The organism is Curtobacterium sp. MR_MD2014, from assembly GCF_000772085.1.
Taxonomy (GTDB): domain Bacteria; phylum Actinomycetota; class Actinomycetes; order Actinomycetales; family Microbacteriaceae; genus Curtobacterium.
The window spans coordinates 3,091,406-3,105,258 of the sequence record NZ_CP009755.1 but is presented as its reverse complement, the minus strand read 5'-3'; the positions used below and the strand labels follow the sequence as shown (position 1 = coordinate 3,105,258).

Below are 13,853 nucleotides of genomic sequence, written 5' to 3'. Positions count from 1 at the left end.
GTCAAGACCTGGCGGGCACCAGCTCCCGACCGGCGCCCCACACCCGCTGCACCTCGAGCGCGGGGGAGAGCGCCACGAGGTCCGCGGCGTACCCGGGCGCGACCCGGCCCAGCCGGTCCCCGAGCCCGAGCGCCGCTGCCGGCACGCTCGTCAGCGCCGCGACCGCCTCGGGCAGCGACGCTCCGGCGGCCGACACGGCGAGCCGCAGCGCCGCGTCCTGCGTCAGCGTCGAACCCGCGATCGTGTCCGTCCCGGCGACGCGCGCGACGCCGTCCACCACGTCCACCGTCAGCGACCCGAGCGCGTAGGAGCCGTCGGGCGACCCGGCCGCGGCCATCGCGTCGGTGATCAGTGCGACGCGCCCCGGCGCCGCACGGAGCAGCACGCGGGCGACGGCGGGGTGCACGTGCACACCGTCGAGGATGAGCTCGAGCGTCACGCGGTCGTCCTCGGTCGCCGCGGCGATCGGACCCGGCGCCCGGTGGTGCAACCCCGGCATTGCGTTGCACGCGTGGGTGAGCACGGTGGCACCGGCGTCGAAGGCCGCCCGGGCCTGGTCGTACGAGCAGACGGTGTGTCCGACGGCGACGGCGACCCCGGCGTCGACGAAGCGGCGGACGGCGTCCAGCGCTCCCGGCAGCTCGGGCGCGATCGTGACCTGCCGCAGGACCCCGGCACCCGCGTCGAGCAGGGCGTCCACGGCCGCCGGCGACGGATCGACCAGGTGGGCGGCGTTGTGGGCGCCCCGGTTGTCGGGGGAGAGGAACGGCCCCTCCAGGTGCGCGCCGAGCACGAGCGGGTCCGTCGCGGCGACGGTGCGGATGCGCTCGAGCGACGTCGCGAGCGCTGCCGAGGGGTTCGCGACGAGGGACAGGACCGAGCGGGTCGTCCCGTGCGTCCGGTGCACGGCGAGCGCCGCGTCGAAGGTGTCGTCCTCGTAGGCCGCGCCACCACCACCGTGCCCGTGCAGGTCGATGAACCCGGGCGTCAGGACGGCGTCGCCGAGGTCGACCACGTCCGGGGCGCTGGGCGCGTCGGCGCCGGACCCCACCGCTTCGATCACGTCGCCGGCGAGCAGGACCCACCCGTCGGCCGTGGAACCGGCCTCGTCGACCAGGCGACCGGCTCGGACCAGCGTGCGCCGCGCCTCCAGACCGGACCCGGAGCCGGAGCCGGAGCCGGAGCCGGACCCGGAGCCGGAGCCGGACCTGGACCCGGACCCGGAGCCGGACCCGGACCCGGACCCGGAGCCGAGGCCGGACACCGACGCGGGCCCGGAGCTCACGCCGTCTCCCGCCGGAACGCGACCACGCCGGAGAGCGCCGCGACCAGCACGAAGACCAACCCGACCACCGGGTGCCCGAGCGACACCCAGGCGCCACCGGCCGCGATCACCAGCGCGGTCTCGACGACCACCTTGCCCACCACGTCGGTGTCGATCGGCGAGCGCGGCGAACGGAAGAGGAACCAGACGACCGCGGCGAACAGCGGTGCCCCGACCATGAACAGCACCCCCGGGAACGGGAACGGCCACGCGAGGTAGCCCCAGTACGCCAGTGACAGCAGCCCGAACGCGCACACGAGCACGCGCAGCACCGTCCAGCCGGAGACGGAGGCCCGGCGGCGTGCGGGTGCCGGGTCCGTGGGCGGCGGGACGTCGCCCCAGTCGACGGGGCTCTGCGGTGCGTTCGTCATGCGGTGCCTACCTGAAGATGATCGTGCGGGCGCCGTCGAGGAGGACGCGGTCCTCCGCGATCCAGCGCACCGCCTGCGTCAGCGTCCGGGACTCCTCGTCCTGGCCGATCGAGACCAGCTCGGCGGGCTCCTTCGTGTGGTCGACCCGGACGACGTTCTGCTCGATGATCGGGCCCTCGTCGAGGTCGCTCGTCACGAAGTGCGCCGTCGCACCGATGAGCTTGACGCCGCGCGCGTGCGCCTGCCGGTACGGGTTGGCGCCCTTGAAGCCGGGCAGGAACGAGTGGTGGATGTTGACGGCGCGGCCCTCGAGCGCGGCGCACAGCTCCGGCGACAGGATCTGCATGTAGCGGGCGAGGACGACGAGTTCGATGTCGTGCTCCTCGACGGCCTCGAGGATCCGCTGCTCCATCGCCCGCTTCGCGTCCGCGTCGGTGACCGGTCGGTGCTCGAACGGCACGGAGTAGAACGCCGCCAGCCCGGACAGGTCGGCGTGGTTCGACAGCACGAGGGGGACCTCGATCGGCAGCTGGCCGCCGCGCTGCCGGTAGAGCAGGTCGTTCAGGCAGTGCCCGGCCTTCGACACGAGCACCAGGGTGCGCATCGGACGCCCGACCACGTCGAGCTGGACCCGCATGCCGTAGCGCTCGACGACGGGTGCGAGGGCCTGCTCGAACGTCTCGCGGTCGACCGGCGCCATGACCTGCAGGCGCATGAAGAACGAGTTCGTGTCGGCGCTCGAGAACTGCTGCGACTCGGTGATGTTGCCGTTCGCCGCGACCACGGCTCCGGAGACGGCGTGCACGATCCCGGGCTGGTCGTCGCAGACGAGCGTGAGGGTCCAGTGCGTGGGGTTCGGGGCGGTCACGGAGATCAGGGTACCGGGGCGCTCCGGCGTTCCGGCGGTTCGGCCGGGAGGCCCGTGGCGCGTCCGACGTGCGGCCCACGTCGCCGACAGGCCGGGGCTGACCCCCCCCGGGCGCCGCGTCCACAGGGGCTGGTCCTGTCGTGGGGGCATCGGTACCCTGGAGAGGGGAGGGTGCGATGACGATCGACTCAGCGGTGCGGGTCCGCACCCAGGCCACGCGCGGCTTCGCCGTGCCCGCCAGCTTGGACGATCTCACGGGCCCGGCCGAGGGCTCGCTCCGGCTCCCCGACACGGTGTACTGGGGGCCCGACCCGGTCGTCGACCTGGCCCACTGGGACGATGTCGCGAAGGCGTACGAAGCAACCCTGCGTGAGGGCACGCTTGCTGACGTCCAGGCCCTGGTCAGTCCGGCGGTCCTCCGGCGATGGTGGTCGCGGCTCTTCCTGCCCGTCCGGATCCGACGTGCGTGGGAGAGCCGGTTCCCCGAACTCGTCTCGTGATCGCGAGCGAGGCGATGCAGCGACGCGTGGCGTCGATCGCCCTCGCCGCGACCGACGACTCCGGGTTCGCACTGGCAGGGTCGGGTGCCATCCGTGAGCACGGGTTCACGGCTCGCCCCACTGCTGATGTGGACCTCTTCACCGACCGACGGGACGCAGGTGGGTTCGAGCGCGCTCTCGGCGATGTCATCGCGCAGCTCGCCTCCGAGGGCTTCGTCGTCGCCGTCGCCAGACGCTTCGAGCTCTTCGCCAGGCTGCGGGTCACGCTCGATGGTGAGGTGGTCGAGGTCGACCTGGGAGTCGACTGGCGCGCTCGGCAACCCGTCGTGCTCGCCCTCGGCCCGGTGCTCGACGAGTACGACGCGGTGTCGAACAAGGTTGCAGCCTTGTTCTCGCGTGCGGAAGCGCGAGACTACCTCGACGTCGACGCGATCCGCCGGAGCGGGAGGTTCTCGGACGCCGAGCTCCTCGACGGCGCAGCCGAACACGACGACGGCTTCGATCGACAGCTCTTCGCCGAGGCGCTCCGACAGGTGCGGAGGATCGGTTCGCGGCGTGTGCGTGAGTACGGCGTTACCCCCGCCGAGTTGGCGGGTGTCGAGCGGAGGCTGACCGACTGGGCCGACGAGATCGAAGCGGCGATCGGCGCCGAGCACTGACGCGCCACGTCAGCGCCGGTCCGCCCGCGCCAGCGCCCGGTCCGCGAGCGTCAGCACGCTGAGCAGCACGCCGACGCCGAGCATCACCCACGCGAGCACGTGCAGGTCCGGCGTGGTCGGGGCCTGGCCGAACACCCCGCCGATCAGCGAGGACGCCGCGATCGCGCCGATGTAGATGCTCGTGCGCGACAGCCCGGCGGCGGTACCGATGTACTCCGAGGGCACCACCGTGTACAGCGCTGCCTGGTTCGACACCGACGCCAGCGCCTGCGGCACCCCGAACAGCGCCGGCACGACGAGCAGCAGCACGAGCGGCGAACCGGCGTGCAGCAGGAGCAGGAGCCCGGCGCCGACCAGGGGGACGAGCGCCGCGACGACGAGCGGCCGGCGGACGGCGGTGCGTCGGGCGACCATGAACGACACCACCCCGGCGACGACGGCTGCCGGGAGCTGCAGGTACCCGGCGACGTCGCTCGGGTAGCCCGCGACGTCCTGCACCCACTGCGAGAACCCGTACGTCATCGTGTAGGCGAGCAGGTAGGTCAGGAACAGTCGCGCGTAGGTGCGGGACAGCGCGCCGTTCCGGACGAGCAGGCGGACGTCGACGAAGGGCTTCGTCGCGCGCAGTTCCCAGAGCACGAGCGCCACGAGCAGCACGACGGCGACCGCGAGCAGCCACCAGAGTCCGGCGCCGAGGTCGAGCAGGAACACCAGGAGCGCCGACACCGCGCCGGTCATGAGCACCATGCCGAGCGGGTCGAGCGCGGTCCGGACCGGCAGCTGCTCGGCGTCACGGGGTCGGAGCCGGTCGGACGGCAGCCACATCGCGGCGACGACGAGGCCGAACACGGCGAGCGGGACGTTCACCAGGAAGATCGCGTGCCAGCCGAACGCCGCGATCAGTGCGCCGCCGAGGGGCGGCCCGGCCGCAGCGGAGACCAGCGAGGTGATCGAGAGCGCCCCGAGCACGAGCGGCGGTGTCGGCTTCCCGATCCTGGCGGAGTGCTGCCGCAGGGTGGTGAGGGCGGCCGGGTACGCCGACGACGTCCCGATCCCGATCAGCACCCGTGCGGCGACCGCCCCGCCGAACCCGGTCAGCACCTCGGGCACGACGCCGGCGACACCGACGATCACGAGTCCGGTGAGGAAGACCTTCTTCGGGCCGAACCGGTCGGCGAGCTTGCCCATCGTCGGCTGCGCGACCGCGCTCGCCAGGTAGAGCGCGGCGACGAGCCAGATCGCCTGCGAGGCACCGATGCCGAGGTCGCGGGAGATCGGCGCGAGGGCCACGGACACCATCGTCGTGTTGATCGGGTTGAGCAGCGGTCCGACCAGGACGGGGACGAGCAACTTCGGACCGAAGCCGCTGCCGCCGGTGGTGCCGGCGTCGGGGACGGTCGGGACGGGGGAGGTCGACGTGGACGTGGTGGGCTTCTTCCTGGGGTCAGTCGTCGGTGAGCGGCGTGAGGATCGCGAGGGCGCGCGCGACCGTCATCCGGTCCTCGTCGGGCAGCGCGGCGAGACGATCCGCGAGCACCCGGGTCCGGGTGGTCCACGCATCGGCGCGGGCTCGGGAGCCCGTCTCCGTGGCCCGGACGAGCGTGCGGCGGCCGTCCGTCGGGTCGGGTCGACGCTCGGCGAGCCCGAGGTCGACGAGGGCCTGCACGGTCGCGCCCATCGACTGCGGGCGGACCCCCTCGGCGCGCGCGAGGTCGGCGACGGTGCTCTCGCCGTGGCGCAGGAGCCGACCGAGCGCGGCGGTCTGGGACGCGGTGACCTCGTCGGCCTTCCCGGCGAGCATGGTGCGGCGGATGCGACCGTGCAGGGTCAGCAGGTCGTCTGCGAGCGTGTCGATCGGTTCCACGGTGGAACAGTACGACTGAACAGGGCGCCTTGCAAGGTTGCCTTCTGATCAGACGGTGCCGTCCCCGCGTTGCTCGCCCGGATGCGCGACCACCGCGACCACCGCGACCAGCTGACGGGCCGGGGCGGACGAGGCGGAACGTGCGCCGCGCCTCCCGGCCGTCCCGTCAGCGGGTGGTGAGGGTCGTGACGAGGTGTTCCTGCACGTACCCGATCCAGTCGTAGACGTCGCGCAGGCCGAGGCCGGCGTCCCCGGAGGACGAGGCCTCCTCCGACGCGGCGTCGGTGATGCCGAGCCGCTCCGCGATCGTCAGCCGCAGGTCGGTGAGGCACCGCAGCCAGGCCTGCTCGTCCGGCGGGGTCATCGCGCCGTCCCGCGCACCGGTCAGCCAGTCGTGCACGACGTCGGCGTTCGCGGTCTTCTGGGTGAGCAGGTCCGCCTGCGTCCAACGGCGGAACTCGTCGCTCGCCTCGGTGTCCGACGGGTAGGCGTCCGGGAACATCCGCGCGGCGACGGGGTCGGACGCGAGGTCACCGCCGAGCACCTGTTGCAGCTGTTCGGTGAGCGACGTGAGGACGGCGCGCTCACCCTCGGACATCGCGAGGTGCACACCGTCCTGGCGCCGGCTGAAGGGGATCACGCGTCCGGTCCCGCCGCGCGGTCGACGGTGGCCTGCAGGCCGTAGCCGTGCATGGCCTCGACGTGGCGCTCCATGGCCTCGCGGGCGCCGGTCGCGACGATCGCCCGGCCGTCGTCGTGCACCTGGCGCATGAGTCGCTCGGCGCGGGCGTGCGAGAAGCCGAAGTAGCTCTGGAAGACGTAGGTGACGTAGGACATCAGGTTCACCGGGTCGTCCCAGACCACGGTGACCCACGGCACGTCGAGGCGCGCGGCGAGGTCGGTGCGCTCCTCGACGTCGGGGCTGATCAGCGTCATGCGTCGACGGGGATGCTCGGGTGCATGTCCCCAAGGGTGACACGAACGTGCGCGCTCGGTACGATCGACGGGTCGCGACTGGCGTTGGATGGGTCACCATCGGGGAGCGACACCTGACACGGAGCGCGGCCGTACGCCTGGGCCGCGCCCACCCGTCCACCTCGTCGCGTCCGCGCGGCGACTCAGACAACGAGGAGTCCCGTGTCCATCACCGATCTGACGCCTGCCACCGCGCAGTCCACGTTCAACGCCCCGCTCGCCGAGGTCGACCCCGAGATCGCCGCCGTGCTGCAGAACGAGCTCGGCCGCCAGCGCGACACCCTCGAGATGATCGCGTCCGAGAACTTCGTCCCGCGCGCCGTCCTCGAGTCGCAGGGCTCCGTCCTGACGAACAAGTACGCCGAGGGCTACCCGGGCAAGCGCTACTACGGCGGCTGCGAGTTCGTCGACGTCGCCGAGCAGCTCGCCATCGACCGGGCGAAGGCCCTGTTCGGTGCCGCCTACGCGAACGTGCAGCCGCACTCCGGCGCGAGCGCGAACGCCGCGGTGCTGCACGCCATCGCCTCCGCCGGGGACACGATCCTCGGCCTCGAGCTCGCCCACGGCGGTCACCTGACGCACGGCATGAAGCTCAACTTCTCCGGCCGCATCTACAACGCGGTGTCCTACGGCGTCGACCCGGAGACGTTCGAGGTCGACTACGACGACATCCGTGCGAAGGCCATCGAGCACCAGCCGAAGGTCCTCATCGCCGGCTGGTCGGCGTACCCCCGCCAGCTCGACTTCGCGAAGTTCCGCGAGATCGCGGACGAGGTCGGCGCGACGCTCTGGGTGGACATGGCGCACTTCGCCGGGCTCGTCGCCGCGGGCCTGCACCCGTCGCCCCTGCCGCACGCCCACGTCGTGTCGTCGACGGTGCACAAGACGCTCGCCGGTCCCCGCTCGGGCATCATCCTGTCCAACGAGGAGTCGCTCTTCAAGAAGCTGAACTCCGCGGTGTTCCCGGGCCAGCAGGGCGGTCCGCTCATGCACGTGATCGCCGCGAAGGCCACCGCGTTCCTGCTCGCCGGCCAGCCGGAGTTCAAGGACCGCCAGGAGCGCACGCTGCGCGGTGCCCGCCTGCTGGCGGACCGGCTCACGCAGCCCGACGCGAAGGCCGCCGGCATCGACGTCCTCACCGGTGGCACCGACGTGCACCTGGTGCTCGTCGACCTCCGTGAGTCCGAGGTCGACGGCAAGCAGGCCGAGGACCTGCTGCACGAGGTCGGCATCACCGTCAACCGCAACTCCGTCCCCTTCGACCCGCGCCCGCCGATGGTCACCTCCGGTGTCCGCATCGGCACCCCGGCGCTGGCGACCCGCGGCTTCGGCGACGCCGAGTTCACCGAGGTGGCCGACATCATCGCGCTGACGCTCATGCCGAACCCGGACATCGCAGCGCTCTCGGCACGGGTGAAGGCCCTGACCGACGCGTTCCCCCTGTACGCGTGAGCGCCGCGCTCCCACGTGAGCGCTGGGCGGGGGAGGGCAGTGCCGTCCGTATCGACGGCACCGCCCTCGCCGCGCGCACGCTCGACGACCTGAAGGTCCGCATCGACCGCCTGCACGACCACGGGTTCCGGCCCGGGCTCGGCACGATCATGGTCGGCGCGAACCCGGGGTCGGTGTCGTACGTCGCCGGCAAGCACAAGGACTCGGCACAGATCGGGCTCGACTCGGTCCGCATCGACCTCCCGGAGACCGCTTCGGCTGCCGACATCCGCGCCGCGATCCTGCAGATGAACGACGACCCTCGGGTCACCGCGTTCATCGTGCAGCTCCCGCTGCCGCAGGGCATCGACCCGATCCCGATGCTCGAGCTGATGAACCCGGCGAAGGACGCCGACGGCCTGCACCCGACGAACCTCGGTGAGCTCGTGCTCGCCGTGCCCGGTGGGGCCGGCACGATCGACGCCCCGCTGCCGTGCACCCCGCGGGGCATCGTCGCGATGCTCGAGGCCTACGACGTCCCGATCCGCGGGCAGCACGTGACGATCATCGGGCAGGGCCTGACGGTCGGTCGTCCGCTCGGCCTGCTGCTCACCCGGCTCGAGGCGACCGCCACCCTCACGCACTCGCTGACCGAGGACGTCGCCGCCGAGTGCCGTCGCGCCGACATCATCGTCGCCGCGGCCGGGGTCGCCGGGCTCGTGCAGCCGGACTGGGTCAAGCCGGGTGCTGCGGTCATCGACGTGGGCATCAGCCGCGTCGTCTCCCCGGAGACGGGCAAGGCAAAGCTGCGCGGCGACGTCGACCCCGCCGTGGCGTCCGTCGCCGGGTTCCTGTCGCCCACGCCGGGCGGGGTCGGGCCGATGACCCGCGCGATGCTCATGAAGAACGTCGTCGAGGCCGCCGAGCGCCACCTGCGGTAGCGCGAGCCCGGTCGACCGAGACTCGGCCAGGCGGACACTTCCGTCCCCTGTGCAGGACGAAACTGTCCGCTCGGCCGAGTCTCGGTGTGCGGCTTCGGACGGGAGGCGCGGATCACCCCCGCCACGCGCCTCCCGCGGTGCTACGGTCACGCCATGGGGGATGAACGACAGCTGACCGAACCGGTGCTGCGCCCGCGGCCCGAGCCGTCGCAGCTCACGAAGGACGCCCGCTGGCTGGTCCTCATCGTGGTGCTCTGCATCCTGTTCCAGCAGCCCGGCTCGAGCTGGAGCACGACCTTCGTCCACGCCGGGCAGGAGTTCGACTTCCGGTCGTCGCCGGCCCTCGGGACGACGCTCCTGACCGTCGGCATCGCCCTCGTCGGGTTCGCCGTCGCGGTCGCCCGCCGAGGCGCGAGCCGGTTCGACGAGCACACCGTGATGGGACTCACCCTCGCCGGCGTGCTCGGCGTCACCGTGGCGGTGTGGCTGCTCATGCCCGTGCAGACGGCGTGGGTGCAGTGGGCCGTCGAGCACGGTCGGACGCACCCGTTCGTGCTCGGGAACGTCGTCGAGACGACGCGGTACGCCGACTACGGAGGCTGACCGGCGGGCCGGCGGGCCGGTCGGCCGCTCGTGGCCGTGCAGCGTGCAGCGCTCGCTGCAGACCGTCCTGGCCCCGCACAACGAGAAGCGGCTCGCGCCACGGGACTCCGTGGCGCGAGCCGCTTCCGGTTGTGCGGAAGCGCGACGCGCTGCCGCGCGTCAGTCGCGCCGGGCGCCCTGCGCGGCGTGCACCGTGAACACGGTGGGCTCGCGGTACCCGGCCGAGGCGAAGGCGGACATGACGGCGTCCGTGATCGCGCCACGGGCCTCCCGGTCGACCAGCGCGATCGCCGCACCGCCGAAGCCGCCACCGGTCATGCGTGCGCCGACAGCGCCGTGCGCCATCGCCGTCTCGACCGCCAGGTCGAGCTCCGGCACCGAGATCTCGAAGTCGTCGCGCATCGATGCGTGCGAGGCGACGAGCAGCTCGCCGATCGCGCGCGGACCCTGCTCGCGGAGCGTGCGCACCGTGTCGAGGACCCGCTGGTCCTCGGTGACGATGTGCCGGACCCGTCGGAAGGTCTCGTCGTCGAGGAGTTCCTGTGCGCGGGGCAGGTCCTCGACGGCGACGTCGCGGAGTGCCTCGGCGCCCATGGCCGCAGCGCCGCGCTCGCACGAGTCGCGCCGGGCCTTGTAGCCGCCCGTCGCGTGGGCGTGCTCGACGCGGGTGTCGATGACGAGGACCTCGAGGCCGTTGGCCTCGAGCGCGAGGTCGACCACGGCGGTGTCGAGCGTGCGGCAGTCGAGGAAGACGACCGCGTCCTGCTCACCGAGCAACGAGGCGGACTGGTCCATGATGCCGGTCGGGGCGCCGACGGCGTGGTTCTCGGAGTACTGCCCGACGCGGGCGAGTGCCTTGCGGTCGAGGCCGAGCTCCCACAGGTCGGTGAAGGCCAGCGCGACGCCGCACTCGATCGCGGCGCTCGACGACAGGCCGGCGCCGACCGGGACGTCCGACTCGATGAAGACGTCGAAGCCGGTCTTGTCCGACAGGTCCGCACCCGCCTGCTCGCGCAGCGCCCAGGCGATGCCGAAGACGTAGGCGGACCAGCCCTCCATGTTCTCCGGTGACAGCGCGTCGAGCGAGAGCTCGTGCACCGTGTCGGGCTCGAAGGCCGACGCGACCCGGATCAGCCGGTCGTCGCGCTGCGCGATCGACGCCACCGTCCGGCGGTCGATCGCGAACGGCAGCACGTAGCCGTCGTTGTAGTCGGTGTGCTCACCGATCAGGTTGACGCGGCCGGGAGCGGAGTACCGCACCGCCGGCTCGTACCCGTAGACCTGCTGGAACGTCATGCGCGTTCGATCCCTCCTCGGATGAACTCGGCCGCCTTCTCGGGCACGAGGTCCCCGATCCAGGCGCCCATGGCGGCCTCGCTGCCGGCCAGGAACTTGAGCTTGTCCGCCGCGCGACGCGGGGACGTGATCTGCAGCATGAGCCGCACGGTGTCCCGCGCAGTGTGCACCGGCGCCTGGTGCCACGCCGCGATGTACGGCGTCGGGGTGTCGTAGAGCGCGTCGAGCCCGCGGGTGAGCCGCAGGTGCATGTGCGCCAGCTCGTCCTTCTCGGCGTCGGTCAGGCCGGCGAAGTCGGGGACGTGCCGGTGCGGCAGCATGTGGATCTCGATCGGCCAGCGTGCTGCGAACGGCACGAATGCGGTGAAGTGCTCGCCCTGCAGCACCACGCGCTCGGAGACGCGCTCGTTCGCGAGGTGCTGCTCGAACAGGTCGGGACCGAAGCGCTCGATCGACGCGAGGAGCCGCTGCGTGCGGGGCGTGACGTACGGGTACGAGTAGATCTGCCCGTGCGGGTGGTGCAGCGTGACGCCGATCGCCTCGCCCCGGTTCTCGAACGGGAACACCTGCTGGATGCCGGGCATCGCCGACAGCGCCGCGGTGCGGTCCGCCCAGGCCTCGACCACGGTGCGGGCGCGCGACTCGCTGATCGAGGCGAACGAGCCGCTCGTCTCGGGGGAGAAGCACACGACCTCGCAGCGACCGACGCTCCGGAGCTGGCGGTTGAGGCCGACGTCGGACAGGGACTCGAGGGACTCCGGGCCGTCCTCGGCCTCGAGCAGGGGCCCGAACGACGGCGAGCGGTTCTCGAACACCGCGACGTCGTAGCGGCTCGGGATCTCCGACGGGTTCGCGGCGGTCTGCGGCGCGAGCGGGTCCTGGTCGGCCGGCGGCAGGAACACGCGGTTCTGCCGGCTCGCCGCGATGGACACCCACTCGCCGGTCAGGACGTCCTGCCGCATCCGAGCCGTCTCCGGTCGGGGGTCGAGGACACGCTGGTCGATGCTGCGCTCGGCGGGCAGCTGCGTGTCGGCGTCGTCGAAGTAGATGAGCTCGCGGCCGTCGGCGAGCGTCGTCACGCGCTTGGTGATCACCGACCCACCCTACCGCGCTCGTGAAGCGTTGCGAAAGGCTCCGTAAGTGCGCGAAACTCGTGCCGTGGACGACGACCTCTCCTTCCTCGCCGGGTCGCTGCCCGCGCCGCTGCGGCAGGACCGCATCGTCTCCATCGTCGAGGGCGCGCCCGGGCTGGTCCGGACCGCCGCCCTCGCGGCGGCGCTGGGCACGAGCGAGGTGACCGTCCGCCAGGACCTCGCCCTGCTCGACCAGGAGGCCCGCATCCGGCGGGTGCGCGGCGGTGCGGTCCGCCTCGGGGTCGGTTCCACCGAGCGCCCCTTCGAGGAGACCGCCGTCGAGCACCAGGTGGCGAAGGCCGCGATCGGCCGCGCTGCGGCCGACCTGGTCCGGTCGGGGCAGTGCGTCGTGCTCGACGTCGGCACCACGCCCGCAGCGGTCGCGGAGGCCCTGGTCGCGCGGTCCGACCTGGTCGACGTCACCGTCGTCACGAACTCGCTCACCACCGCACTCGCGCTCGAGCGGGCGGTCCCGCGCTTCACCGTCGTCGTCACCGGTGGCACCCTCCGGCCGCTGCAGCACTCCCTCGTCGCGCCGTTCATGGGTGCCGTGCTGCCGATGATCGCCGCCGACCTGGTGTTCCTCGGGGGGACGGGACTCGACGTCGGCCACGGCCTGACGAACGTGAACCTGCCCGAGACCGAGGCGAAGCGGATGCTCGCCGCCGCGGCCCGGCGTACCGTCGTGGTGGCGGACGGCTCGAAGTTCGGCCGGGCCCACCTCGGTGTCGTCCGTCCGCTCGAGGACATCGACGTCGTCGTCACCGCCGGGGTCACGGCGGACGCGGTCGCTCCGATCCGGGCGGCCGGCGTCGAGGTGGTCGTGGCGGACGAGGACGGCCGTGCAGCACCAGACGGAAGGAAGTCGCAGCCATGACCGCAGCAGCACCCACCGGAGGGCAGTACCACCTCCGGCACGCAGGACCGGACGGGGTCGTCGAGGCCGTCGTCACCGAGGTCGCCGCGGGGATCCGGGAGCTCCGGGTCGCCGGGTTCGACCTGACCGAGCCGTTCCCGGTGACGTCGCTGCCGCCGGGCGCCGACGGCATCGTGCTCGTGCCGTGGCCGAACCGCGTCGCCGGTGCCGTCTGGGAGCTCGACGGGAAGCGGCAGCAGCTGGACGTCTCCGAGCCCAAGTACGGCAACGCCTCGCACGGGCTGCTGCGGTTCTCGCCGTACCGCGTGGTGTCGCAGACCGGGTCGTCGATCGAACAGCAGGCGACGATCCACCCGCAGCACGGCTGGCCCTTCACGCTCGAGACCCGCGTGCACCACGAGCTCGTCGACGACGGGATCCGGGTGACCCACACCGTCGTCAACCGCTCCGGCGTCCGCGCTCCGTTCGCGGTCGGCGCGCACCCGTACCTGCGTGCGGGTGACACCCCCGCCGAGGACCTCGTCGTCACGCTCGACGCCGCCACGGCGTTCACGGTCGACGAGCACAAGATCCCGGACGGCACGGTGTCCGTCGAAGGCACGCCCTACGACCTGCGATCGGGGCAGCGCGCCGGGGACGCCGACCTCGACACCGCGTACCGGGACGTCGCCGCCGACGAGCACGGCGTGCGCCGCACGTCGCTGCACGGTCCGGAGGGCGACGGCGTCGAGCTCTGGCAGGACGAGTCGTTCCCGTACGTGCAGGTCTTCACGTCCCGCGAGTTCCCCCGCGGCGACGGCACCGGGCTCGCCGTGGCGGTGGAGCCGATGACCGCGCCCGCGAACGCCCTGAACTCCGGCGAGGGCCTGCGCTGGCTCGAGCCCGACGAGTCGTGGACCGGCACCTGGGGCATCCGCCGCGTCTGGTCCTGAGCGCCGCGGTCTCGCCTGGGACCGCTCTGCCGGACCCGGACCCGGACCCGGACCCGGCCGGACCCGGTCGTGGTTCCTG

At 72.6% G+C, this 13,853-nt stretch carries 16 protein-coding genes and 1 riboswitch; of the genes, 7 read left to right on the top strand and 9 right to left on the bottom strand.

The annotated features are described in order from the left end of the window. Position 1 precedes the first annotated feature (1 nt). The 3 genes from nagA to purU all read right to left on the bottom strand — a co-directional run bounded on the left by nagA (position 2) and on the right by purU (position 2,563). The gene (gene nagA, locus NI26_RS14355; RefSeq protein WP_066658744.1) at positions 2-1,153 is read right to left on the bottom strand and encodes an N-acetylglucosamine-6-phosphate deacetylase; all 1,152 of its coding nucleotides are present in this window, start codon (positions 1,151-1,153) and stop codon (positions 2-4) included. A 128-nt stretch (positions 1,154-1,281) separates the two neighbouring features. Beyond that, complete coding sequence (locus NI26_RS14350; protein WP_066656768.1) at positions 1,282-1,695, bottom strand: YrdB family protein; 414 nt, start codon at positions 1,693-1,695, stop codon at positions 1,282-1,284. Positions 1,696-1,702: 7 nt separating this feature from the next. Continuing rightward, entirely contained in the window at positions 1,703-2,563 is an 861-nt protein-coding gene (gene purU / locus NI26_RS14345) for a formyltetrahydrofolate deformylase (protein WP_066656765.1), read from the bottom strand. 176 nt (positions 2,564-2,739) lie between these two features. On the opposite strand from purU, the gene NI26_RS14340 reads away from it, so the two are divergent. Both NI26_RS14340 and NI26_RS14335 read left to right on the top strand, forming a co-directional pair. Next, positions 2,740-3,063 carry a hypothetical protein gene (locus NI26_RS14340; RefSeq protein ID WP_066656763.1) on the top strand — a complete coding sequence of 108 codons (324 nt, stop codon included), beginning with the start codon at positions 2,740-2,742 and terminating at the stop codon, positions 3,061-3,063. A gap of 26 nt (positions 3,064-3,089) precedes the next feature. Then, entirely contained in the window at positions 3,090-3,722 is a 633-nt protein-coding gene (locus NI26_RS14335) for a nucleotidyl transferase AbiEii/AbiGii toxin family protein (protein WP_235426387.1), read from the top strand. Positions 3,723-3,731: 9 nt separating this feature from the next. Here the strand turns inward: NI26_RS14335 and NI26_RS14330 are convergent, their stop codons facing one another. From NI26_RS14330 to clpS, 4 genes are all read right to left on the bottom strand, one after another. Further along, positions 3,732-5,072: an MFS transporter gene (locus tag NI26_RS14330; protein ID WP_200884117.1), complete on the bottom strand. Its 1,341-nt coding sequence runs from the start codon at positions 5,070-5,072 to the stop codon at positions 3,732-3,734. A 94-nt stretch (positions 5,073-5,166) separates the two neighbouring features. After that, positions 5,167-5,586, bottom strand: coding sequence for a MarR family winged helix-turn-helix transcriptional regulator (locus NI26_RS14325; protein ID WP_066656761.1), 420 nt, complete (start codon positions 5,584-5,586; stop codon positions 5,167-5,169). A 166-nt stretch (positions 5,587-5,752) separates the two neighbouring features. Beyond that, positions 5,753-6,226, bottom strand: coding sequence for a DUF2017 family protein (locus tag NI26_RS14320; protein ID WP_066656760.1), 474 nt, complete (start codon positions 6,224-6,226; stop codon positions 5,753-5,755). After that, positions 6,223-6,522 (bottom strand): ATP-dependent Clp protease adapter ClpS, encoded by a 300-nt coding sequence (gene clpS / locus NI26_RS14315; protein ID WP_066656757.1) that lies wholly within the window; start codon positions 6,520-6,522, stop codon positions 6,223-6,225. Before clpS ends, NI26_RS14320 begins: the two co-directional genes overlap by 4 nt. 64 nt (positions 6,523-6,586) lie before the next feature. Then, positions 6,587-6,672, top strand: a riboswitch (ZMP/ZTP riboswitch). Between the two features lie 51 nt (positions 6,673-6,723). On the opposite strand from clpS, the gene glyA reads away from it, so the two are divergent. The 3 genes from glyA to NI26_RS14300 all read left to right on the top strand — a co-directional run bounded on the left by glyA (position 6,724) and on the right by NI26_RS14300 (position 9,536). After that, entirely contained in the window at positions 6,724-8,013 is a 1,290-nt protein-coding gene (gene glyA / locus NI26_RS14310; RefSeq protein ID WP_374109339.1) for a serine hydroxymethyltransferase, read from the top strand. Next, positions 8,010-8,933: a tetrahydrofolate dehydrogenase/cyclohydrolase catalytic domain-containing protein gene (locus NI26_RS14305; RefSeq protein WP_066656755.1), complete on the top strand. Its 924-nt coding sequence runs from the start codon at positions 8,010-8,012 to the stop codon at positions 8,931-8,933. The genes glyA and NI26_RS14305 overlap by 4 nt, the downstream gene beginning before the upstream one ends. Positions 8,934-9,086: 153 nt before the next feature. Further along, on the top strand, positions 9,087-9,536 hold the full coding sequence (locus NI26_RS14300) for a hypothetical protein (protein ID WP_066656753.1): 450 nt from the start codon (positions 9,087-9,089) through the stop codon (positions 9,534-9,536). A gap of 159 nt (positions 9,537-9,695) precedes the next feature. Here NI26_RS14300 and galK read toward each other — a convergent pair whose 3' ends face one another. Together galK and galT are read right to left on the bottom strand one after the other, a co-directional pair. After that, entirely contained in the window at positions 9,696-10,832 is a 1,137-nt protein-coding gene (galK, locus tag NI26_RS14295) for a galactokinase (RefSeq protein ID WP_066656751.1), read from the bottom strand. Then, entirely contained in the window at positions 10,829-11,926 is a 1,098-nt protein-coding gene (gene galT / locus NI26_RS14290) for a galactose-1-phosphate uridylyltransferase (protein WP_066656749.1), read from the bottom strand. The genes galK and galT overlap by 4 nt, the downstream gene beginning before the upstream one ends. Positions 11,927-11,990: 64 nt before the next feature. Here galT and NI26_RS14285 point away from each other — a divergent pair, with 64 nt between their 5' ends. Together NI26_RS14285 and NI26_RS14280 are read left to right on the top strand one after the other, a co-directional pair. Then, positions 11,991-12,842, top strand: a complete 852-nt coding sequence (locus NI26_RS14285) for a DeoR/GlpR family DNA-binding transcription regulator (RefSeq protein WP_066656748.1) — start codon at positions 11,991-11,993, stop codon at positions 12,840-12,842. Further along, complete coding sequence (locus NI26_RS14280; RefSeq protein ID WP_066656747.1) at positions 12,839-13,774, top strand: aldose 1-epimerase family protein; 936 nt, start codon at positions 12,839-12,841, stop codon at positions 13,772-13,774. The genes NI26_RS14285 and NI26_RS14280 overlap by 4 nt, the downstream gene beginning before the upstream one ends. Positions 13,775-13,853 lie beyond the last annotated feature (79 nt).

Excerpts from the sequence above, each read along its gene's own strand:
- NI26_RS14350 (WP_066656768.1), bottom strand. The coding sequence starts at position 1,695 with ATGACGAACGCACCGCAGAGCCCCGTCGACTGGGGCGACGTCCCGCCG.
- NI26_RS14340 (WP_066656763.1), top strand. The coding sequence starts at position 2,740 with ATGACGATCGACTCAGCGGTGCGGGTCCGCACCCAGGCCACGCGCGGC.
- clpS (WP_066656757.1), bottom strand. The coding sequence starts at position 6,522 with ATGACGCTGATCAGCCCCGACGTCGAGGAGCGCACCGACCTCGCCGCG.
- NI26_RS14300 (WP_066656753.1), top strand. The coding sequence starts at position 9,087 with ATGGGGGATGAACGACAGCTGACCGAACCGGTGCTGCGCCCGCGGCCC.
- galK (WP_066656751.1), bottom strand. The coding sequence starts at position 10,832 with ATGACGTTCCAGCAGGTCTACGGGTACGAGCCGGCGGTGCGGTACTCC.
- NI26_RS14280 (WP_066656747.1), top strand. The coding sequence starts at position 12,839 with ATGACCGCAGCAGCACCCACCGGAGGGCAGTACCACCTCCGGCACGCA.